A 21775-nucleotide genomic window follows, 5' to 3' on the forward strand; every position below is an offset into this window, starting at 1 on the left:
TGGGCTAAAATGTAGCTTTTGCCCTAACCCCAAGAATACAAGGGGAGTGATGAGCTTAGAGCTGTTTCAAAAAGCTTGCGAACAAGTCGCACCCCTAACTAAAATGATTACCTTGCATGTTTTAGGCGACCCTTGCAAGCTTAAAAATTTAAAACTCTATTTAGATGTAGCTAAACATTTTGGCTTAAAAATAGATTTAGTTACAAGCGGAGCGTATCTATACGATTTTTCTTTATTGCTACACCAAGCGCTTTGGCAAGTCTCTATATCCCTAGACGCAGGGCTAGATACAGCAAATAGATTAGATAAAGAGCGATATATAGAGCGTGTTTTAGAACTTTGTCATTATAAATTCAAAGTAAGTAGTGAAGTGTTTCTCAATTTACGCATTCAAAACACCACCCTTAAAAAACATTTTCCTTTTATTCAAAGATTTTTAAAAGCTTTCAATTATGTCTCTTTAGAAAGTTTAGAAACACAAAATAGAGTGCGTTTATTCAAAAAAAGTTTTTTAAACATTCAAAAAACTTTTGAATGGCCAAGCCTCCAAACAGCACCCATTACACATTCTCAAACAACACCACAAACCCCCTATTGCTATGGCTTAATAGAACAAATCGCTATTTTAGCTAGTGGTGTAGTTGTGCCATGTTGTATGGATACTAACGCTACTATCAATCTTGGCACTATCCAAACTACACCCTTAAAGACTATTTTAAACAGCCCAAAAGCCATAGCTATTAAAACACATTTTTTAAAAAATCAGGCTATTGAGCCTTTATGCCAACGATGCACCTATGCCAAAATACGCCAACAGCAACATTCCTAGCATTCGCACAACTCCCTATGTTTAGAAAAATAGCTTTCATACAAACGCAATAAGGCGATAAAAAACGCTGTAATCGTAGGCCCTACAGCAATCCCCCAAAAACCAAATTGTGAAATACCAGCAATCATAGAAAAGAAAATAAGCATTTCATTAATTTTAAGGGTTGTTTTAAACATTCTTTGCTTGATAAAAACAATTAAAATTGGCTTAACCACACTATCAATTAGCACACCAATAAGTAGAATAGAATACGCAGTAATAAAAATAGCGCTATTCACATGCCCATAATAAAGCTCATAAACCACTACAGGAACCCAAATTAAAGCCCCCCCTACAATAGGCACCAAACTCGCTAACCCATATAAAATCCCTAAAAATAAGCCATCATGCCCAAACCAAACAATCATCACACCAAAAGCAAGCCCCTCTAAAAACACCGTAATCATAGAAGTTAAAAGCACGATACGCAAAATTCCTGCTACCTCTTGAAAAATCCCCTCACTTTGCTTGGTTTCAAGGGGTAAAACCCCTAGCAAATAATGATAAAAGCGTTCGCTATAATAAAAAAAGAAAAATAATAGCCCTAATACAAACGCTGTATCTGTAATGAGCTTTAAGCTATACTTTCCAATGTAACTGCTTATTTTAAATAAAGAGCTTGTAACAGAAGAGGCATTAATATTTTCTAAAAGCTTTCTAGCTCCCTCACTAATAGTTGGAAAATGCGATAATAACTCCAATACCGCTACCTTAAACCAACTAATTAGTGCTGAAAGATTGTTGAAATTGATTTCAAAAATAAAATTAGACCCTCTATAGGCAATAAAATATAAGGGAACTACTATCACGCTCGCTAAAGCTAACACGCATATAAGCGAGCTTATAGCATTAGAAAAACGGCGGTTCAAAAATACTTTAACTTGAAAAAGCCCCACGCATAAAAGCCCAGCAATCAATGCATCCATTAAAAAATCTTGGTAAAGATACAACATCCAATAAAATCCAGCTCCAAAAAGAATCCAGAAAAAATACTGCGCTTTCATTTAAAATTCACCCTTATAATCCAAAAACTAAATAGTAAAATGTTAGCTAAAAAACCATTATTTTTTAAGGATAAAATTTTTCTTTTACTTTATAATTGACTAAAAAGGGTTCGTTCAATGGTATTTTATAAATATTCAGGCAGTGGGAATGATTTTTTAATAACACATTGCTTAAAAAAACAAGATTTTTCGCAACTAGCCAAACAAGTGTGCCATAGGCATGAGGGCTTTGGTGCTGATGGGCTTGTAGTGCTACTGCCCCACTCTCATTATGCTTATGCATGGGATTTTTACAATTCTGATGGTTCTAAAGCGAGCATGTGTGGGAATGCAAGCCGTTGTGTAGGACTGCATGCTTATAGACACCAACTAGCTAAAGCTAAACATATATTTTTAGCTGCAAAAAGAGAAATCTCTATCCAAGTAGAAGAACCTAATATTGTAGAAAGCAATTTAGGGAATTATCAAATGTTAGATAAAATATCTACTAGTGAATTAAAAAGTTGTTATGAAGAATCTTTTTCAAACCATGCTATTTTAGAAAATATTCCTACTTTCTATCTCATAGATACCGGTGTGCCACATTTAGTAGGTTTTGTTAAAAACAAAGAGCTTTTACATTCTTTAAACTTATTAGAGCTGAGAGCTTTGCGTTTAAAATATAATGCTAATGTTAATATTGCCTATATACAAGATGAAAAAAATATTTTTTTACAAACTTATGAAAGAGGGGTTGAGGATTTTACGCTCGCTTGTGGCACAGGCATGGCAGCTACATTTATCATCGCACATTTATTTTATAATGCATCAAATCAATCCACACTTATCCCCAAAAGTCAAGAGCGTTTAGAGCTATCTCTTAAAAATAATGAAATCTTTTATAAGGGTGCGGTGCGTTATATTGGCATGAGTGTTACAGAATCTATCTTCTTATAATGATAATCAAAATGAATTTATAGTAATTTGACATGCGATATGCTATCATAGTGAACGCTATTTTTAGCAACTAAAAAATATCATAAAAAGGGATTTACATATGCCAATATTAAAACCATTGCTAGAATCAATCACAAAACTTCAAAATTTAGGTGGCTATTTAATGCACATAGCTATCTTTATCATTTTTATTTGGATTGGTGGCTTAAAATTTGTTGCCTATGAGGCCGAAGGAATTGCACCTTTTGTGGCTAACTCACCATTCTTTTCTTTTATGTATAAATTTAAAAAACCTGAATATAAAGAACATAAAATGGCTGAGGGGCAATCTATGAAAGAAGAAATGCAAAGCGACCCTAAAATCATTGAAAACAAAGAATGGCACAAAGAAAATCGCACTTACCTTGTTTCTGAGGCGCTTGGAATTACCATTATGACCTTAGGCGTTTTAGTGTTTTTAGGACTTTGGATGCCATTACTTGGAATTATTGGGGGCTTACTTGTCGCTGGAATGACTATTACTACCCTATCCTTTTTATTTACCACACCTGAAGTATTTGTCAACCAACATTTTCCATGGTTAGCTGGTGCAGGAAGATTGGTTATTAAAGATTTAGCCCTGTTTGCTGGAGGACTATTTGTAGCTGGATTTGATGCCAAACGCTACCTAGAGGGCAAGGGATTTTGCTTAATGAATCGCTCTTCTATGGGGATTAAAACAAAGAATTGCTCCAATGGATGCTGTTCTTAAAAATTAAGAAGAAGTTTTTACAAGCTAGGAGCTTGTAAAACCCTTTGAGCTAATTAGCTCTTTTTATAAATGATAGTCTTTAAAATATGACGCTTAACGAATGAATTGACACTTTCTGCTTCTTCAGTAGCCAAATCCTTTAAAATATTATGTTCTTCCCTAGATAAATAGAAAGTAACTGAAAAGTTTCTTTTTAACTCATCTACAGAAACACGCTTACGACCAGGTCTCATATTTTTATTTACAGAATCCATAATAAAATCTCCTTGTTTAAGTTATATAGTAATAATTATTCTAGCATAAATTAAACACTATTTTACATTAAATCTAAAATAAACAATTTTTTAAGCCATACTCAAAGCATGGCATGATAGAATATTCCCATTCACCCCACATTAATCTTTTAATCTCAATAAATAATGGTGGTAACATAGTGTTTAAAAAAACTTTCCTTAAAAACCTCTCTTTTGTTTCCTTGCTCATAGCAAACGCTCAAGCATTTGATTGGAATATCTTTAAGTATAATCTAGGCTTTAATATGTTTATTATGGACCATGAGGGCATGACACCTTATTGGGTTAATACCAATACAACCCTAAAAAGCCGTCTCACTCCAGAATTTGGCATTCAATTTAATACTAAATATGGCGAGCAAAGCCTTATTGTTGGGGCATATTTTTTTCAAAATTTCCACAATTACACCACAAACTTCCCCTCTTCTTGGGGTCCTACGATGTATTATAAGGCTAGAGGCAAGCATTTTAGTTTTTATGGAGGCATCTTTCCTAGAAAAAACCAACTAGGAAGTTATGGCTTGAATGTTTTTGCCCCATATTATTGGTTCATTGACCCCAACGCAAGAGGATTTTTACTGCAATATCAAAGCCACTATTCCCCCTTAAAATCTTACTATGGGCATGCAGAGTTTATGCTAGATTGGTTTGGCGGTAATTGCTATAGCACTTGTAAATTTGGAAGAAACCCCTATGGTAATGCAATGGATAGATTCCAAATGAATGGCTCTGTGGATTATCATTTCTTTAAGGGCTACCTTGGAGTTGGGGGGAATTTTGTATTATTCCACAATGAAGATAAGTATCTCTTAAATGGGGCTGATGGCTCTACTTTCAATACACAAAGAGCTATTAATAGTAGCGCTATTTATCTTTTAGATAGACTTTATTATAACGCTTATGTAGAAAGCAGTTTGCTTGAGCTTGCACCCTTTATGGATAAAATCAACGCTCGTTTTGGCATGGTCTCTGAAGCCTCAAGATTAAGAAATAAAGAAAAAAATGTGCCTTTTAATAACAGCGTTGGGGGGCAATTTGATGTGGAACTCCAATTTAAAGGCTTTGGCATTCACAATCTATTTTACTTTGCTCAAAACCCAGAAATGCCCTATTACAATCAGTATAAGGATATTGATTTGTATTGCACTCCTTCTTATTGCCCTACCCCTATTTATCGTGGGGTGCAATTCTTCCAAGCTAACATGTATAATCGTTTTGACTTGTATTATAATTGGAAAAACGACTTTGCGTCAGTTAAAGTAAACTTTGTCTTAAACTCTATGCATGAAGGTTTTAAAAACAATACCCCTTGGATGCAGTCCTATCAAGTCTATATGACCGTAGCCTTTGACCCCTATAATCTCATTAATTCTATCGCAAGAAAAAAATGAATTTATCATTGATTTAAACAAAATAAATATTAAAAAGGGATTGTTTTATTGACAATATCCCTTTTAGTCTTATATAATGCCACTTCGTTTGTGGCTATTGCAAAATGCAATGACTTTAAGCCATAGAAAAGAGGTGATAGCAAGTGCCGGGTATTAAAGTAAGAGATGCTGATGCGTTTGATGAGGCTTACAGAAGATTTAAAAAACAGACTGACCGCAACTTAGTCGTAACTGAGTGTCGTGCAAGAAGATTTTTTGAATCTAAAACTGAAAAGCGTAAAAAGCAAAAAATCAGTGCTAAGAAAAAAATCTTAAAGCGCCTTTATATGTTAAGACGCTATGAGTCAAGACTATAATTGACAAGCCTAAAAGATTCTAATGCAACGCAAGCGTTAGAGATTAAATTTTAAGGATTATTGAGTAATGCAATTTACAGGAAAAAATGTTCTCATTACCGGAGCCTCCAAAGGCATTGGTGCAGAAATCGCAAGAACACTCGCATCTATGGGTTTAAAGGTATGGATAAATTATCGCAGTAACGCTGAAGTAGCAGATGCTTTAAAAGCTGAGATTGAGGCTCAAGGTCATCAAGCGGCAGTAATTAAATTTGATGCGACTTCTGAGGCTGATTTTACTGAGGCGATACGCACTATTGTTGAAAGCGATGGCTCATTGTCTTACTTAGTAAATAATGCTGGCATTGTGCGAGATAAACTAGCCATTAAAATGAAAACAGAAGATTTTCATCATGTAATTGAAAATAATTTGACTTCAGCCTTTATTGGTTGCAGAGAGGCTTTAAAAGCGATGAGTAAAAGTCGCTTTGGAAGTGTGGTCAATATCGCCTCTATCATTGGTGAAAGAGGTAATATGGGGCAGACAAACTACTCTGCAAGCAAAGGTGGTATGATTGCTATGAGTAAATCTTTTGCCTATGAGGGAGCTTTGAGGAACATTCGTTTTAATTGTGTAACCCCCGGCTTTATAGAAACAGATATGAACGCTAATTTGAAAGATGACTTAAAAGCGGATTATGTTAAAAATATCCCTTTAAACAGATTAGGTTCTGCTAAAGAAGTGGCAGGAGCGGTAGCATTTCTTTTGAGCGATCATTCTAGTTATATTACCGGAGAGACACTTAAGGTTAATGGCGGACTTTATATGTAGTCCTAGTGGGACGACTTTTAATGGTAATATTTGGCAAGTAACAAAAACCATGCTATCATTATGTCGTTTTATTGTTATTCCGAAATACAAAGAGGTTATCGTCAAATGGGGATTATTTACCTAATACTTTTTCTCATCGTGATTTATTTGTTATATAGGATTTTAGATGTTTTAGAGCATAAATAAGTGCTTTAAAGATGTCTAATTGCGTAGTTTTTTGCTTAAAGCAGATTTGATATTAAAGAATACTTTTAATTAAGGAGTTTTAAAAATGGCATTATTTGAAGAAATTCAAGCAGTGATTACTGAGCAGTTGAATGTAGATGTAGCACAAGTTACTGAAGAGGCAGAATTTGTAAAAGATTTAGGAGCTGACTCTTTAGATGTTGTAGAGTTGATTATGGCACTAGAAGAAAAGTTTGGCATTGAGATTCCTGATGAGGAAGCAGAAAAAATTGTTAATGTAGGCGATGTTGTCAAATTTATTGAAGATAAGAAATTAGCCTAATTGTCTATTAGCTTGAGGGTTTAGCCCCTCAAGCTTTGATTTTAAAAAGCTTAATTGAATTTAAATATAAAGTTTTGAAGTGAGGAGCTATTTGTGCGTCGGATTGTAGTAACTGGTATGGGAATGATCAATTCGCTAGGATTAAATAAAGAAGATTCGTTTTTGGCTATCGCTAAGGGTGAATGCGGTATCAAAACTATAGAAAGTTTTGATGCTAGTGCTTTTCCTGTGCGTATTGCTGGAGAAATTACTAATTTTGACCCTACAGAGGTGATGAATCCTAGAGATGTAAAAAAGGCAGGGCGTTTTATACAACTAGCCTTAAAAGCTACAAGAGAGGCCATGAAAGATAGTGGGATTTTAGACGCTCAAAATAGATGCCCCGAAGAATTAGCTAATCGCATGGGTGTAAGCTCTGGTTCTGGCATTGGTGGATTAGGAAATATTGAGGCTAACTCTATTTATTGCTTTGAAAAAGGGCCTAGAAAAGTCAATCCTTTCTTCATTACTTCAGCATTAGTCAATATGATTGGTGGCTTTACCTCTATTGAATTTGGCATTAAAGGACCTAATCTTTCTAGTGTAACTGCTTGTGCAGCAGGAACTCATGCGATTATTGAGGCAGTGAAAACGATTTTGCTTGGCGGAGCGGATAGAATGCTTGTAGTAGGAGCAGAATCTACGATTTGTCCTGTGGGTATTGGTGGATTTGCTAGTATTAGAGCGCTTTCTACAAGGAATGAAGAGCCTACAAAAGCCTCAAGACCCTTTGATAAAGAGCGCAATGGCTTTGTTATGGGAGAGGGTTCTGGGGCTTTAGTGCTTGAAGAATATGAGAGTGCTAAAAAGAGGGGGGCAAAGATTTATGCTGAATTTGCTGGATATGGCGAAAGTGGCGATGCGAATCATATTACTGCCCCAGCACCTGATGGCGAGGGAGCTTATAGAGCTATGAAAATGGCTTTAGAAATGGCTCAAGTAGAAGTTGGTTACATCAATGCACATGGAACTAGCACTCATTACAACGATTTGTATGAGACTATTGCTATGCGTAATGTCTTTGGTGGCAAGGACAATGTGCCTCCGGTAAGCTCTACAAAAGGGCAGATTGGGCATTGTCTAGGTGCAGCAGGTGCTATAGAGGCGGTCATTTCTATCATGGCTATGAATAAAGGAATCTTACCTCCAACCATCAATCAAGAGACGCCTGACCCAGAATGCGATTTAGACTATATTCCTAATGTAGCTAGAGAAAAGCAAGTCAATGCTGTTATGAGTAATTCATTTGGTTTTGGTGGCACTAATGGTGTTGTAATCTTTAAAAAAGCTTAATGCCAAACACTTAAGATTAGGACTTTTACATGGCGACTTATTTAGACTTTGAAAATCATATTAAAGAGATTCAAAACGAGATTGAATTAGCTCTCATTAGAGGTGATGAAGATGCTAAGGAAATCTTAGAATCAAGGCTAGATAAAGAAGTAAAAACCATTTATTCTAATCTTACCGACTTTCAAAAACTCCAATTAGCAAGACACCCCGATAGACCTTATGCTATGGATTATATTGACTTGATTTTGAAAGATAAATATGAGATTTTTGGCGATAGACATTATGCAGACGATAAAGCTATTGTGTGCTTTATTGGCAAGATTGATAATATTCCGGCAGTGGTTATTGGCGAAGAAAAGGGGCGAGGCACTAAAAACAAACTTTCAAGGAATTTTGGTATGCCAAACCCTGAAGGTTATCGCAAAGCCTTAAGAGTTGCAAAGTTTGCTGAGAAATTTAATTTGCCTATCCTTATGCTAGTGGATACTGCTGGTGCGTATCCCGGACTTGGTGCAGAAGAAAGAGGGCAGAGTGAGGCCATCGCAAAAAACTTGCAAGAATTTTCCACCCTAAAAGTCCCTACAATTTCAGTGATTATTGGCGAGGGTGGTAGTGGCGGTGCGTTAGCGATTGCAGTAGCTGACAAACTAGCCATGATGCAATATTCAATTTTTAGCGTGATTTCTCCAGAGGGTTGTGCAGCCATTTTATGGAATGACCCAAGCAAAACTGAAGTAGCTATAAAAGCGATGAAAATCACTCCAACAGACTTAAAAGAGGCGGGGCTTATTGATGATATTATCTTAGAGCCAAGCAAGGGGGCACACAGAGACAAACTCCTAGCAGCTAATACCATTAAAGAATACTTTTTAGACAGCTTGCAAACCATTCAACAAGACCCTCATTTCCTTGATAAACGCTATCAAAAGCTCATGTCTTTTGGCTCTTTCTTAGAGCAAAATCAAACCGCTTAAAAATATTTAAATCTCAAATTTCTAAGAAGCTTTTTTAAAAAATCAAGTTCGTTTTAAATTATCATCATAAGTATTCTATAGCTGAATAATAAATTCTATCAATGTTTGCAATAATCCATGAGATTAAAAAATCTCTGTTCTAGTTATGTATGGATAACTAAAAAATAAAAAAATGCTTTTAGCGTTTTTAAAATAAACAATACAAATAGCTTGACTAAGTCTAAGCAGTAACTATTTAGGCGTTATTAGGTGGTTTGGGGAGTTAAAAAAGACTAGATGTCTTTAAAACCAAAGGGGGATAAAATGGGTATTATCAGTGAGTATTTTTAAAAGTGCTAAATGCACTTTTTAAAAATAATGAATGATGTGATAGCATTTATTAGCATTCATATCTCCTTAAAAAATAAAAGAATTTAAGTTGATAAAATTATCTAAAAAATGAAATTTAAAGAGAAAATAAAAGGCGTTTTTATAGCGTTTTTAGTTGAATACAACTAGAAAAAATGAGATTGATTTTTATAAAACAAATATTTTTTAAAATCAACACTCAATGAAAAACAAAGACTAAAAAATAATGTCTTTTCTAATGCAAAAAACTTTATATTTAAATAAATTTATTAAAATTTTATTTAACAAAACATAAGACTAAGCAGTTTTTACATAGCAGATAGCAGTCTAGTATTTAAAAGTTTAAGAAAGCATAACGCCAATTCTGCATCTTAGAATATATTAAAAGATTTATTCTAAGCAATTAAAATCTATTTAAATACAGATAAAATCAAATAAGAAAACAAGCTCAAAAACTCTCTTCAGTCTCAATGTTGATAACCTATATTGTAATAAGGGGTTCTTAATGATAAAAAAAATCAAAAATGAATGGCTTTCAAATATCCATAAAGATTTGTTATCTAGCTTTGTGGTAGGACTCTCTATGATACCAGAAACAGCAGGATTTGCTATTATGGTGGGCTTAAGCCCTAGCATTGCTTTTTTTACTACCTTTTATATGGCGCTTATATTAGCTCTCTTTGGTGCGAGAAAGGCTATGATTAGTGCTGCGGCTGGCTCAGTAGCTTTGGTGTTAGTTGGTGTTTGCAAAAATTATGGGCTAGAGTATGTTGGTATTGCTACCATTATGGCAGGCGTGATACAAATCTTTTTTGGGATTTTTAAAATTGGCAAACTTTTAAAATACATTCCCCAATCAGTCATGTTTGGGTTTGTGAACGCTCTAGGACTTTTGCTTTTAAAAGAGCAGTTCAAATTTTTTGAAAATCAGTCTTATGCAATGTATCTGTTGGTTCTTATAGGCATTCTTATCATTTATCTGTTCCCTTTAATCACTAAAAAAATCCCCTCAAATCTCGTGTGTATTATAGCTGTTAGTGCTATAGCTCTCATCTTTGATTTTCAAGTTCCTAATCTAGGCACTATTGAACAAGGTAAAATGGAATTTCAGTTCATGGTATTGCCCCCACTAGACATAAAGATCTTTATAGAATTACTTCCCTATGCCCTATCCTTAGCGCTTGTAGGAACGATAGAAAGCTTACTCACCGCAAAAACCTTAGATGATATTATTGGAGATAATAGCGATAAAAATAGAGAGGCCAAAGCACAAGGATTAGGAAACATTACTTCGGGGATTTTGGGTGGAATGACCGGATGCGCATTAGTGGGACAATCTATTATCAACGCTAAATCAGGAGCTACCACAAGGCTTTCTACATTTTTTGCAGGCTTTTCTCTATTGGTTTTGGTGCTTGTCTTTAATGAATATGTTACCAAAATTCCTATTGCAGCGGTGGTTGCTGTAATGATTATGATTTCTATCACAACCTTTAACATTCAGTCCATTACTAACATTAGGAATATAAAAGTCCAAGACACTATCAACATGCTTATTGTTGTAGCGGTTGTATTAGCTACGGATAATTTGGCTATAGGTGTGGGCGTGGGTGTTACAACCAATCTATTGCTTAATAAAGCTTTATTTAAGCCCAAATATTAAAAAAGGGTTTAAATAAAAATCATCAAAAGATTTTTTAAAGCCAAGACTTTGTTTAAAATCTTAAGAAAAGTCTTTAAGGCTTGATAAAAAATTTTTAACATTAAGATTGCCTTAATATTATCTTCAGCATCGATTGTTTTTGACCCAAACTTTAATTCTGCATCTTCAGCCAATATTTCTTCAATACAATCTATAACTTTCTAACTCTCACTTTCATAACCCTTTTACATATAAAACCACGCCATAGCACCACAAAAAGAAGGCTTTACTTTTAAGCTTGTCGTAAATCTTTAAGACTATAGCCCAAAGGGCTTAGGGCATTTTTAAGTGCTATAAGATAGGTTTCCTTTACGCCATGCTTATGAGTGGCTATCATTTTTAAATCCGCTATGGCAATATTAGTCCCCCCTTGAGTTAAAAACATCTCTTTTAATAGCGTTCATACAAGAAAAACTTCGTTTTTATCGCACACCACTCTTTTATCTATAATTTTTTTGCATATCTTGTGGGATTTTAACCCCACAATCTTTTTAATATAAATGCTCCATTGAATATGACATCAAAATTCCTTTGATTATGAGATGTATTTATCCATGTTAGCGTTTAGCATCTCTACTAATTCTTTATGCTTGTTGAAGTAGTCTAAAATAGCTTGACTAAAATTTTCTACACTCCAAGTTCCATTAAAGATATTGTCTGCAAAGTTTTTACTACCACCAAGCTTTTCAGACAGATACCACCAATCTAGCCCCCATTCTCCAGGTTTTTTAAAATTGACAAGATTAAAATCTTTTTTTATTTGCTCGTTTTTACCTTTGAGTGCTTTGTGCCCTGTAATTCCAAAATACACATTCAAATTTTCTGTTTCAAGAAAAAATTGCATTTTTTCATTATTTTGCTTAATCTCCAAACAACCTACATATCTTTTATTAAAATCTTGTGCCGTGCAACTACTGCTCACAACCCACTTTGCTCTATCATCAGCGCTCATTTTTTGCTCTACTTGTTCTTTAACTTGTGCTAGAAAAGTAACGACTTTTGTGGCTTTTTCCATATGTATTGTTGCTTCTCTCTCTTTTTTTATCACATCAAAATGTTTGCTTATTTCTTCTGCTACTTCGTAATCATTCTCAATTAACTCTCTTAAGTCTTTATTCACTTGTTGCTCCTTATGATAAATTTTGTCTAATAATTTGTCGTATTGTTTGAAAATCACGCTCAAATCATGCAAATTCGCCACTTCTTTTAAGCATTCTTGTATCCATTCTTTTATCTCTACCTTATAGCAAAGGTTTTTAAAAAATATGCCTTGCTCTACATTTTCTAATTTAAGAATGTTTTCATCACTACCCGTATAAAATAGCTTTGTATTGCTCTCATCTAACTTGAAATCGCCTAAGCTGTTTTGACTAGGTAAGCGCTTTTCTCTAGTCAAATACAAAACACAAATATCTTGTGTATCTTTAACTTGATATTTTTCAACTACTTGCTGAATATAACGAAAAATTTGCTTTGGTTTATCTTCAGCATCATGGATTTTATTCTCTAAAATGATATGCTTAATACCATCGCCTAAATAAATATCTATAAAATCATGTTCTCTATCTGCTTTCGCATTCATGCTATTAAAACCAAAACTCTCTAGATGACACGCCTTTAAAAACGCCTTTAAAAACAAGTCTTTTTGGTAGTGTACTCCCATAGGGTCTAAGAATGAATGCAAAAAGCTAGAATGCCTTTTTTCATCACACATCAGCACACTAAACACATTGTAATCATGCAAGCCCCTAGCTCTTTTTATCTCAAGCTCTTTTAAAGCGAGTTTTGCTCTTCTAAAAAAAGTTTTATAATCGCTCATTTTCTACTCCCTAAAAAGCGAGTTAAGACCATTAGTTTCTCCTTTTTTAACTTTATTAACCCCACAAACGCTTAGAAAACGCCTCAAATATGGGGTTGAAAAAATTAAATTGTGATTTTTAAAAACTGAAAGACTAGATAAAAGAATAATAAAAAATCTTAAGCTTACAAGAGAGAGAGAGAGAGAGAAGACAAAATTTTAAGAATGATTGTCATTGTTATACACTCCATAAACTTTAAAAGCATTATAATTAAAAATCTTTAATGCGCAATAAATAGCGTGTTATTCCACATTCAAAAGATTTTAAAAAATGCCTTTAAAAATATTTGGTCTCATTTTTTTGAGACTTTTATTTCAAACTTGTTTTAAGCAAAAACTTTACTTCATTAAAAATCGCTTATAACCACTCATTTTGAAAACCTCATCTCATTAGACAAATAATCTAAGCAATCAGCTATTTTATCTAGCAATTCATTTGTTCTTTGTCTTTCGTTATTAGCGTTTTTAAGCTCTAAATTAATATTTCTAAGCAAGTCATTCGTTTTTCTTTTTTCATCAGCAATCTCATAAACTTGCTCACCAATATAACGCAACCTATCATAATGCCAATCACCCCCCCACCCTGCTCCTCCATTAGCATACAACACCATTTCTTCTAAAGATTGTATCCTTTCGCACAACTCTGTTTGAAAATCCCTAGTAATCTTACGCCAGCCAAAAATATTAGGCTTAGAAACCATGCCTTCTTTTTCTAACATCTCTAAGACAAGTTTACAATCTTTTAAATCAAAATTGATGATGTGCTTAAAATACGCCTTAGTAAATGTTGATTTTTCCTTTTGCCCTTTTTCAAGCATTCTCAAAAATTGTTCTAGCGATTCATCATTAATATCTTGCTTTTTTTTCCATAGATTTTCGTTGAATAAATCTCTAAGTTCTTTTAAAACCTCTTGACTAAATTTTTCTTTATTCATGTCTGTTCCTTTCATAATCTAAATTCCTTTGAAAAACCGCTCTTAAATTTTCGCCTAAACTAGAAACTTTCATCATGGTTTTTAAATTCGCATGGTTTCTATGCTTGGCATCAAGTTTTGCAAACTCTTCTTCTAAAGTTTCTGCCTTTTGAATAAAGGCTTCTAACTCTTCTTTAGAACAAATAAGTGGTGTTGCAATTTCATACAATAGTTTATCTAATAATTTTTGCAAACCACCATCAATACAAGTCTTATCTCTAATCTTAATATCCTCATCTAATCCAAAAAAATACAAGCTATTTACAAGCCCTTCTATGCTATCTATTTGAGCCTTTTTAAAAATTAGCTCTAATAATTCCATAATCAATTCTTGCTTTTTAGCATGGTGTTCTCTTATGTCTTGCAATCTAGCAAAAAATTCATCTAAATCAGTCTTAGCGATAACACCCTTTTGTTCTAAGCTTTTGGCTTGTTCTTCTAAATAATGCGTGAACTTTTTAATAAAACAATCTAGCATTCTTACCCTTTATGTTAAAATCAATTCTTCTATATTCTCATTTAGGACTTCTATTACTTCTTGGCGTTTTTTGAAATAATTATAGACAAAGACGCTGTAATTTTCAGCGTTCAAACTTGTATTTTCTAAGCTCTCTAAAAAGCTTTTTTCTAAATTTAGGGCGTCTTCTACAAGGCGATAATCTAGCCATGCACTACTAAAGTAGGTATTGAAGTTTTGTGCGCTATTTTCAATTAAATAAGCCGTTTTTAACAAATCTATTCCACTACGCCTACATTTTTCAAAAATGCCACAATTTACTATATATTCCACACAAGAAAGCCCTCTAATTTTTAGCAACTTAAAAGCAAATTGCGCCTCTTTGATTTCGCCCTTAAAATTAAGATTTAATTCTAAAATACCCTTACTCTCTTTTAATTCTAGCTCCCAATTAGGTTCTTTTTCAAACTTTTCTTTTAAAAATTCATAAGTCTTTGTTATAAAATCTCTTACTAAAGAATTAGATTTTTTAATAAGATTATCCATATATATAAGCCATTCTTTATGCTCTAAACAATACGCATAAATATAATCAGCGATTTTTACAATATCTTTAGCGCTTAGCGTTTCTAAACTAAGCTCTTTTTTTAAGCTTCTTATATCAAAAGAACAATGATTGCGTTGCGTTTTATTAAAATGTGGCTCAGTTTGTTGTAAAATCTCTTGGATTTGTCTAAAGTTAGTGTCGCCTGCCTGATAGCATCTAATCAAACTGCTACGCCCATCATAATCTATTGCACTTGCGTTAGCATTGATTAATTTAACGCTCTTTTCTATCGTGCTGATATAAAACCCTCCAAACGCATCTTCTTTTGGATACACATAAAAATTAGTCCCCTTAAACTTCTCTTGCAATACTGCAATTAAGGACTTTGTAGATTCTTGTTTTTCTTGTTCTTGTGTGTATTGTTGTGTTATACAGCCTATATGTTTGTCAAAAAAGCATAGCACTATTTTAACAAACTCTTCTACACTTATTTTGTTTGTTCTTATCCAATCAAGTAGATTATCTTCTAATTCTTCATTCTTATAACAACCCTTGCAACTCATTTCGCCACTTTCTTCAAACCCTTTTATTTGAATACAGCAACTATCATTACCATTAAAAATAATAGAAATCTCATGTTCTATTAAATTAGAATATTCTACTTGATAATTTGTAGGGATTTTAGCTTGAATAAGACTAACAGCTGTTTTTAAAAACTCATCTTCAATTTGTCTGTCTTGTTTGTATTTTTCTTTGAGCTTTAATAATTTTTGCTTGTTTTCTTTAAAAAAGTTTAAAACAAAATCCCCTAACTCCATTTCACATAGCTCACTTTCTATGATATTATCTAACATTTTTTCTTTAAGCTTGAATTGCTCTATAAGATTACAGCTCATCAGCGTGCTATCTTTTAACCCCGTTCCTTGAATAGAAAAAACCATAGAACACTTACGACTTTGCAAGACAATTTGAATGCCAAAATCTTCAATCTCTATATAAACTAAATTCCCACAATGATTTACTTTCTCAAATCCCTGTTCTTTTAAATACTCTTTTAAATTCGCCAAAAAATCTTTAATAACACATTCTTCTAACTCATCAAATTGTCTGAGTAAATGCTTAGAATAATTTTCTTTTCTTTTATTTATCATCGCTCTTATTTGTTCTTTATCCATTTTTAAATCCTTTATTAGTATTTTTAAACACAAAAAAAGTGCGTTACAAAGCTGTAACGCTAGAAACTCTTAAATTTCACACACCTTTAAACTTTCTATAATTTTCAATTAAAGGTTTAACATCATCTTTAAAAAGAGCGATGTATTCATCACTTAGCCCTATAGTGCCTGTAGGGTGTGGGAAAGCTACCACTTCGCATTTTTCAAAACTTTGAAACCCTACTCTAAAAGACTTGCCTTCAAAAGGCTTAGTGATATAATTTGGCTCATTTTTAGCCTTACCTAGAAAATTTTCAGCATAAGGTTTAATTCTCTCATCATTTAAGGCTTCTAGCATATTGATTCCAAAAAAGAATAATAACTTAGGCTCTAGGACTTCTAAATGATATAAAAAGTTTTCTTTATGTTCTGTTTGAAAAAATGAATGGTAGTTTTCGTTATCCATGCTGTCTGCTCCATTGCTAAGCCAGTTTATCCCTATAAGACTTCTTTCAAACGCCCCCACTTTATCAAAGTCTGTTTCCAAGCAACAATCCCATAAACCAAAAAATTTAGTAATGCGTTTTTGAAAAGCAAAATCATTTTTGCTAGGATAATTGACAAAATTAGAAAAGCAATGCTTTTTGCCCTGATAATCATCTAATAAATTAGCAATTCTATGTGGCTTATTATCTCCATCAGTTCCAAATTGTAGCCCACAAATTACAAGACCTTGATTTTCATTTTCTTTAAACTTGCTATTAAAAGCTTTGATTTTTGAATACGCCATTTTTGTCCTTTTTTTTAACTTTATTAACCCCACAAACGCTTAGAAAACGCCTCAAATATGGGGTTGAAAAAATTAAATGCGAAATTTGAAAAATTGAGTGGTTAGGTAAGAGCCTAGATAAAGAGTGGTAAGGAATTTTAATCTTACAAGAGAGAGAGAGAGAGAGAAGACAAATTTTTAAGAATGATTGTCATTGTTATAAACTCCCTAAATTTTTTAGAAAATACATTGCAATTATACTCTCATAAAACTAATATTAAATCCATTTGATTACAATTTAGTCTTGATTTATCTCTTAGGGGGCGATTGTTTTGTTTAAGACCACTTCTTTGGCAAGTCTCGCATCGCTTGCGTTTTTAATCGGATTTTCTATGGTGCTTAATGATGTGCTAATCCCTCATTTAAAACCCCTTTTTAACCTTTCGTATTTTCAATCCTCTTTTATACAGCTTGTCTTTTTTGGGGCGTATTTTATAGGGGGTGTTTCAGGCAGAATTGTGGGTCATTTAGGTTATGCTCTAGGCATTGTCTTAGGAGCAATATTGAGTGCTTTGGGGTGTTTTTTAATGTTTTTTATCGCAAGCTTTTTTTCTTATTCTTTAATGCTAGTGGCGTTATTTATCCTTTCTTCTGGCATGGTCTTTTTATCTAATGCGAGCAACCCTTTTATCTTGCGTATTTCTAGTGGCAAGGAAGAACGCACCATGCTCTTTGTGCAAATCTTTTTTCTTTTAGGCACGACTTTAGCCCCCTTTGTTGGCACGCATTTTATCTTTAATACCCCTATTCATTTAGACAAAATCGCTGAAATGAGAAAAGTAGAACTCCCTTATTTATATCTTGCAAGCGCTTTTTTAGCTCTTGTTTTTGTCTTTCTTGCTTTGCATTATTTTTATTCTCATTTAATCTCTCAAAAACTTCCAAAAAACACTCCTATTTCTTTTAAAAACCTTTTGTCTCACAAGCATTTTATACTAGGGTGTTTAGGAATTTTCTTTTTTATGGGGGCAGAAACAAGTGTTGGGTCATTTCTAGTTCTAACCTTAAAAGATGTGTTTCATATATCTAAGCAAGATGCGTCTGTTTATTTAACTTATTTTTGGGGGAGTGCGTTTTTGGGGTGTTTACTAGGCGAAACTATGATGAGAAAAATCTCCCCTAACATCTGTTTGGCTTTTAACACTTGCATGGGCATTTTGGTATTAAGCCTTATTTTAATCTTAAAAGAGAAAAGCCCCCTATGGCTGTTTATTTTAGTTGGGGTGTTTAACTCTATTATATACCCCACTATCAGTGCTTTAACTCTCAAAAATTTGGAACATCTCACAGCGCTTGGAGCAGGCTTTATGAATATCGCTATTATTGGAGGGGCTATCATCACTCCTTTGCAAGGCTACATCATTGACAAATTGATTGAAAATCATCATTCACTGCTATGGGCTTATATCGTGCCGATTTTATGCTACTTTTATGTGCTATTTTTTGCCCTAAAGGGCTATAAAAGAGAGTGAGTTTTAAAAAATCTAATCTTAAAAATTTCAAAACTTCTAAAACCTTTTAAATTTAATCAACTTATCTATATGTCAAGCTGTTTTTATAGAGAGCTAAACGCCAAAAGCGTTAAGCAATAGTATTTAAAGGTCTTGTAGGTATTAGAGGGTTCAATAAAGGCTAGATGTCTTTTTAACCCAAAAAGGATAAGACATAATGAGATAGTTAGCGCCCAGCTTTTTCACCCCCCCCCCCCCAAACTCTCTTTAAAATGCAATATCGCCGATATTTTCGCTATTTTCTATGTAGTATCTAAAACGCTCTTTTTCTAATTCGTTTTTTAGGATTTGTTGTTCTTCTAAAAGCAGGCGTTTTTGGTCTTCTAGGGCATTAATTTTACGGCTTGTATAATAAATGTTATTACTGAAATAAATCTTAGGCACTAGCATCCCTAAAAATATCCCCCCTATAATTAAAACCAATAATAAAGATTTTAAAGAAAGTCCATACGAAACTTCCTCTTGGTCTTCAAAAAAAAGTTCTTTTTTTTCCTTATCCTCTACACGCACAAAGCGTTCTTGGTGAATTAGAGGATTTTCCTCTAGCGTATTCATGCTTTAAACCTAAAAACTCTCATTTTAGCACTTCTTGAGCGTCTGTTATTAGCAATTTCTTGTTGGCTTGGAACAATGGGCTTTTTGGTAAGTATCTCGCCTAGGGCGTTATCATTAGAGCAAGTGCATTTGAAACTTAAAGCATCACAAATACAATTTTTTGCATAATTTTTAAAGGCGTTTTTCACTAGCATATCCTCTAAAGAATGAAAAGAAATAATACATAAAATCGCTCCCCTAAGATTTTTAGCGCACTCTAAAAACTCTTTTAACTCCCCTAATTCGTTATTCACTTCTATACGAACAGCTTGGAAAATCAAGGTAGCTGGGTGGATTTTTTTATTCTTGGAAAGAGAGCTTAAAAAATCGCTTAAATCCTTAGCGTCCTCAAAGGGTTTTTTAGTTCGTCTCTCTACAATTTTAGAAGCAATTTTTTTGTATTCTCTTATTTCGCCATAATCTCTAAAGATTTTTTCTAAAGCTACCACAGAATAAGAGTTGATAACTTTTTTAGCATTCAGCTCACTCTCTAAGTCCATACGCATATCTAGCGTGTGTGATTGAAAACCAAAGCCCCTATTTTTATCATCAAGTTGCAAGGAGCTTACCCCCAAATCTATTAAAACACCCTTGATTTGCTCGCCATAAGTTTCTAGGGCTTTTTTAAAGCATTTTGCAAAACCCCCTTTTAAAATACTATAGCGACCTTCAAATGCTTTTAAACGCTCTTTGGCCTTTTCTCTAGCAAATTTATCCTTATCAATGCCCACAAGCTTAAGATGTGGTTTTTGAGATAAAATAGCCTTAGAATGCCCCCCTAATCCCAAGGTGCAATCTATAAAAATCCCTTTTTCTAAAGGCATAAAAGTTTGCAAGACTTCTTGTAATAAAACGCTTTTATGCAAATTTTCTATCGTTTGCAAAAATCTCCCCTAAAACCTTTAGCTAAATTTATCAAATTCCTTACCCCAAAGAATGGTATTTTCTTGTAATTGCTTGATATTATTATCCAAACGCTCACGAGTTTCTTTAACCACATTAAAGGTCTCTAATACAGACGCACTCAAGCTCTTAATACCATTAATCTTGCTAGAAACTTCACTATTTTCTTCAATACCACCTACAATCTTATTGCGACTTTCTTCTAGCATACGCACTACATCGTGGTTTTTCTCCATAAGCTCTCTAATTTTCTCATTCACGCTGTTGCTTTCTTCTACAATTTCATTAGCGTTCGCACCATTAGAACCTATGCTTTCATTTAAAGTCCCTACTAAGACATTGATTTCACCCAAAGATTTTTTAATCTGTTCGCTGAGTTTTCGCACTTCATCAGCCACGACTGCAAAGCCTCTACCATGTTCGCCCGCTCTTGCAGCCTCAATAGCAGCATTTAAAGCTAAGAGATTAGTTCTATCAGCAATATCATTAATAATCGCACCAATATTTTTAATTTCATTAGCTTGGGTTTGCAAATGGCTAAAATTCTCTCTCATCATGTTTTGCTTTTCATTCATGTTGGTATTAGCATCAACTACAGCCTCCAATTCCATGCGAAACTCTTGCAAAACTCCAAAAGAGTTGTTTAGGTTTTCTGTGCTTTCATTAAGATTATTTTGAGCATGAGAAAGCAACTCATTGCTATTAACAATAGCCTCATTCATGTTATTCATATGCTCTACTTGAGTTTTACCCATGCCAACCAATTCATTGCTTACTTTACCTAAATCGCTATAAAGAATTTTATCCTTTTCAAAAATCTTCCCACTCTCTACAATCACTTCTTGCACTTTATCCAAAAAGCCATCAATATTTTGAGCAGCAATCCCAATTTCATCTTTAGTTTTAATGCCTAAGCGTTTGCTTAAATCCACTTTAGAAGTGTTAACAAAGCCATTACTTAATTCAATCAGTTTTCTTAACGGCTTAAATAAATCTCTTCTAACCGTAATTAGCAAGATAGCTAATAGCACCAATACTACTATGATGATTGTAACAATCGTATTGTGTTGGTGATGAGAAATAGAGGCATAAATCTTATTTAGGTTTAGTTTAAGCTCCATAACCCCAAGCATTTCGCCTTCTTTATTATTGACATGACAAACCATGCAAGACTTAGCATTAGTCAAGGGCTGTAAGAGCCATACAAAACCATCTTTTTCATTCACTACATTGTATTGAGGTTTAGCTACATCTTTAAAATATTCTAAAACTTCTTGTGGGTAATTTTCACCAAATCTTATGTTGTATTTAAATAAGCGAATATCCCCCTCGCCCGGAAAAAACTTTACTTTAACGCCATCAATCTTATTACTATCTTCAATAGCCTTATGAATAGCCTCTTTAGTGCCTACGGTAATAGCTTGAACTACGGTATTAAGAATGCTTTGATTAAGCATTTTAGTTACATGTAGGCCTTGCTCGTGTGCTACACTCTTATAATCTCTGCTTAAAAAAATCCATACAGCAATCAAAAGAACACTGAAACTTAAACTTAATCCAATAATGATTTTGCTTTTTAGAGTGTGTAAATTCAAAATTAAACCTCTCTTTTTGGAATTTAAACAAACCTTTTAGAGTTAAAAATACACTTATAAAAAAGCCAGTGCCTTAAGG

Annotated in this window: 22 protein-coding genes; 11 read left to right on the plus strand and 11 right to left on the minus strand. The window is 33.6% G+C overall.

The features are described from left to right. Positions 1–49 precede the first annotated feature (49 nt). Positions 50–829, plus strand: coding sequence for an SPASM domain-containing protein (locus C6H25_RS00955; RefSeq protein WP_104747624.1), 780 nt, complete (start codon positions 50–52; stop codon positions 827–829). Here C6H25_RS00955 and C6H25_RS00960 read toward each other — a convergent pair. Then, positions 826–1872: an AI-2E family transporter gene (locus C6H25_RS00960; protein WP_104747625.1), complete on the minus strand. Its 1047-nt coding sequence runs from the start codon at positions 1870–1872 to the stop codon at positions 826–828. The two genes, C6H25_RS00955 and C6H25_RS00960, sit on opposite strands and share 4 nt — an antisense overlap. 117 nt (positions 1873–1989) lie before the next feature. On the opposite strand from C6H25_RS00960, the gene dapF reads away from it, so the two are divergent. Together dapF and C6H25_RS00970 are read left to right on the plus strand one after the other, a co-directional pair. Beyond that, entirely contained in the window at positions 1990–2808 is an 819-nt protein-coding gene (dapF, locus tag C6H25_RS00965) for a diaminopimelate epimerase (RefSeq protein ID WP_104747626.1), read from the plus strand. A gap of 100 nt (positions 2809–2908) precedes the next feature. Next, on the plus strand, positions 2909–3559 hold the full coding sequence (locus C6H25_RS00970) for a YkgB family protein (protein ID WP_104747627.1): 651 nt from the start codon (positions 2909–2911) through the stop codon (positions 3557–3559). Positions 3560–3612: 53 nt separating this feature from the next. Here C6H25_RS00970 and C6H25_RS00975 read toward each other — a convergent pair whose 3' ends face one another. Next, positions 3613–3813, minus strand: a complete 201-nt coding sequence (locus C6H25_RS00975) for a ribbon-helix-helix domain-containing protein (RefSeq protein WP_104747628.1) — start codon at positions 3811–3813, stop codon at positions 3613–3615. Between the two features lie 284 nt (positions 3814–4097). On the opposite strand from C6H25_RS00975, the gene C6H25_RS00980 reads away from it, so the two are divergent. The 7 genes from C6H25_RS00980 (at position 4098) to C6H25_RS01010 (ending at position 11235) form a co-directional block, all read left to right on the plus strand. Continuing rightward, complete coding sequence (locus tag C6H25_RS00980) at positions 4098–5243, plus strand: hypothetical protein (protein WP_418904534.1); 1146 nt, start codon at positions 4098–4100, stop codon at positions 5241–5243. Positions 5244–5386: 143 nt separating this feature from the next. Continuing rightward, positions 5387–5599 (plus strand): 30S ribosomal protein S21, encoded by a 213-nt coding sequence (gene rpsU / locus C6H25_RS00985; protein ID WP_014661394.1) that lies wholly within the window; start codon positions 5387–5389, stop codon positions 5597–5599. A 67-nt stretch (positions 5600–5666) separates the two neighbouring features. Further along, positions 5667–6410, plus strand: coding sequence for a 3-oxoacyl-ACP reductase FabG (gene fabG / locus C6H25_RS00990; protein ID WP_104747630.1), 744 nt, complete (start codon positions 5667–5669; stop codon positions 6408–6410). A 271-nt stretch (positions 6411–6681) separates the two neighbouring features. Continuing rightward, positions 6682–6918: an acyl carrier protein gene (acpP, locus tag C6H25_RS00995; protein WP_104747631.1), complete on the plus strand. Its 237-nt coding sequence runs from the start codon at positions 6682–6684 to the stop codon at positions 6916–6918. A 93-nt stretch (positions 6919–7011) separates the two neighbouring features. Continuing rightward, complete coding sequence (locus C6H25_RS01000; protein WP_104747632.1) at positions 7012–8250, plus strand: beta-ketoacyl-ACP synthase II; 1239 nt, start codon at positions 7012–7014, stop codon at positions 8248–8250. A gap of 29 nt (positions 8251–8279) precedes the next feature. Continuing rightward, positions 8280–9224, plus strand: a complete 945-nt coding sequence (gene accA / locus C6H25_RS01005) for an acetyl-CoA carboxylase carboxyl transferase subunit alpha (RefSeq protein WP_104747633.1) — start codon at positions 8280–8282, stop codon at positions 9222–9224. An 853-nt stretch (positions 9225–10077) separates the two neighbouring features. Beyond that, complete coding sequence (locus C6H25_RS01010; protein WP_104747634.1) at positions 10078–11235, plus strand: SulP family inorganic anion transporter; 1158 nt, start codon at positions 10078–10080, stop codon at positions 11233–11235. 271 nt (positions 11236–11506) lie between these two features. Here the strand turns inward: C6H25_RS01010 and C6H25_RS08535 are convergent, their stop codons facing one another. From C6H25_RS08535 to C6H25_RS01035, 6 genes are all read right to left on the minus strand, one after another. After that, on the minus strand, positions 11507–11659 hold the full coding sequence (locus C6H25_RS08535; protein WP_158653842.1) for a hypothetical protein: 153 nt from the start codon (positions 11657–11659) through the stop codon (positions 11507–11509). Between the two features lie 150 nt (positions 11660–11809). Further along, positions 11810–13093, minus strand: a complete 1284-nt coding sequence (locus tag C6H25_RS01015) for a PD-(D/E)XK nuclease family protein (protein WP_104747635.1) — start codon at positions 13091–13093, stop codon at positions 11810–11812. A gap of 407 nt (positions 13094–13500) precedes the next feature. Continuing rightward, positions 13501–14067, minus strand: a complete 567-nt coding sequence (locus C6H25_RS01020) for a hypothetical protein (RefSeq protein ID WP_104747636.1) — start codon at positions 14065–14067, stop codon at positions 13501–13503. Continuing rightward, the gene (locus tag C6H25_RS01025; RefSeq protein WP_104747637.1) at positions 14060–14584 is read right to left on the minus strand and encodes a hypothetical protein; all 525 of its coding nucleotides are present in this window, start codon (positions 14582–14584) and stop codon (positions 14060–14062) included. Before C6H25_RS01025 ends, C6H25_RS01020 begins: the two co-directional genes overlap by 8 nt. 9 nt (positions 14585–14593) lie before the next feature. Beyond that, positions 14594–16285 (minus strand): hypothetical protein, encoded by a 1692-nt coding sequence (locus tag C6H25_RS01030; protein WP_104747638.1) that lies wholly within the window; start codon positions 16283–16285, stop codon positions 14594–14596. A 76-nt stretch (positions 16286–16361) separates the two neighbouring features. Continuing rightward, entirely contained in the window at positions 16362–17054 is a 693-nt protein-coding gene (locus C6H25_RS01035) for a hypothetical protein (RefSeq protein ID WP_104747639.1), read from the minus strand. A gap of 311 nt (positions 17055–17365) precedes the next feature. Here C6H25_RS01035 and C6H25_RS01040 point away from each other — a divergent pair, with 311 nt between their 5' ends. Then, positions 17366–18565 carry an MFS transporter gene (locus C6H25_RS01040; RefSeq protein ID WP_104747640.1) on the plus strand — a complete coding sequence of 400 codons (1200 nt, stop codon included), beginning with the start codon at positions 17366–17368 and terminating at the stop codon, positions 18563–18565. A gap of 246 nt (positions 18566–18811) precedes the next feature. Here C6H25_RS01040 and C6H25_RS01045 read toward each other — a convergent pair whose 3' ends face one another. The 3 genes from C6H25_RS01045 to C6H25_RS01055 are packed head-to-tail and all read right to left on the minus strand — an operon-like array spanning position 18812 to position 21696. Then, positions 18812–19159 (minus strand): hypothetical protein, encoded by a 348-nt coding sequence (locus C6H25_RS01045; RefSeq protein ID WP_104747641.1) that lies wholly within the window; start codon positions 19157–19159, stop codon positions 18812–18814. Further along, positions 19156–20082: a 16S rRNA (cytosine(1402)-N(4))-methyltransferase RsmH gene (gene rsmH, locus C6H25_RS01050; protein ID WP_104747642.1), complete on the minus strand. Its 927-nt coding sequence runs from the start codon at positions 20080–20082 to the stop codon at positions 19156–19158. Before rsmH ends, C6H25_RS01045 begins: the two co-directional genes overlap by 4 nt. A gap of 18 nt (positions 20083–20100) precedes the next feature. Further along, the gene (locus tag C6H25_RS01055; protein WP_104747643.1) at positions 20101–21696 is read right to left on the minus strand and encodes a methyl-accepting chemotaxis protein; all 1596 of its coding nucleotides are present in this window, start codon (positions 21694–21696) and stop codon (positions 20101–20103) included. Positions 21697–21775: the final 79 nt, after the last annotated feature.

Origin of the sequence: Helicobacter cetorum (assembly GCF_900198405.1) — a bacterium.
GTDB lineage: Bacteria > Campylobacterota > Campylobacteria > Campylobacterales > Helicobacteraceae > Helicobacter > Helicobacter cetorum_C.

Coding starts and splice junctions, on each gene's coding strand:
- C6H25_RS00955 (WP_104747624.1), top strand. CDS start 50: ATGAGCTTAGAGCTGTTTCAAAAAGCTTGCGAACAAGTCGCACCCCTA.
- C6H25_RS00960 (WP_104747625.1), bottom strand. CDS start 1,872: ATGAAAGCGCAGTATTTTTTCTGGATTCTTTTTGGAGCTGGATTTTAT.
- dapF (WP_104747626.1), top strand. CDS start 1,990: ATGGTATTTTATAAATATTCAGGCAGTGGGAATGATTTTTTAATAACA.
- C6H25_RS00970 (WP_104747627.1), top strand. CDS start 2,909: ATGCCAATATTAAAACCATTGCTAGAATCAATCACAAAACTTCAAAAT.
- C6H25_RS00975 (WP_104747628.1), bottom strand. CDS start 3,813: ATGGATTCTGTAAATAAAAATATGAGACCTGGTCGTAAGCGTGTTTCT.
- C6H25_RS00980 (WP_418904534.1), top strand. CDS start 4,098: ATGTTTATTATGGACCATGAGGGCATGACACCTTATTGGGTTAATACC.
- fabG (WP_104747630.1), top strand. CDS start 5,667: ATGCAATTTACAGGAAAAAATGTTCTCATTACCGGAGCCTCCAAAGGC.
- acpP (WP_104747631.1), top strand. CDS start 6,682: ATGGCATTATTTGAAGAAATTCAAGCAGTGATTACTGAGCAGTTGAAT.
- accA (WP_104747633.1), top strand. CDS start 8,280: ATGGCGACTTATTTAGACTTTGAAAATCATATTAAAGAGATTCAAAAC.
- C6H25_RS01010 (WP_104747634.1), top strand. CDS start 10,078: ATGATAAAAAAAATCAAAAATGAATGGCTTTCAAATATCCATAAAGAT.
- C6H25_RS08535 (WP_158653842.1), bottom strand. CDS start 11,659: ATGTTTTTAACTCAAGGGGGGACTAATATTGCCATAGCGGATTTAAAA.
- C6H25_RS01015 (WP_104747635.1), bottom strand. CDS start 13,093: ATGAGCGATTATAAAACTTTTTTTAGAAGAGCAAAACTCGCTTTAAAA.
- C6H25_RS01020 (WP_104747636.1), bottom strand. CDS start 14,067: ATGAATAAAGAAAAATTTAGTCAAGAGGTTTTAAAAGAACTTAGAGAT.
- C6H25_RS01025 (WP_104747637.1), bottom strand. CDS start 14,584: ATGCTAGATTGTTTTATTAAAAAGTTCACGCATTATTTAGAAGAACAA.
- C6H25_RS01030 (WP_104747638.1), bottom strand. CDS start 16,285: ATGGATAAAGAACAAATAAGAGCGATGATAAATAAAAGAAAAGAAAAT.
- C6H25_RS01035 (WP_104747639.1), bottom strand. CDS start 17,054: ATGGCGTATTCAAAAATCAAAGCTTTTAATAGCAAGTTTAAAGAAAAT.
- C6H25_RS01045 (WP_104747641.1), bottom strand. CDS start 19,159: ATGAATACGCTAGAGGAAAATCCTCTAATTCACCAAGAACGCTTTGTG.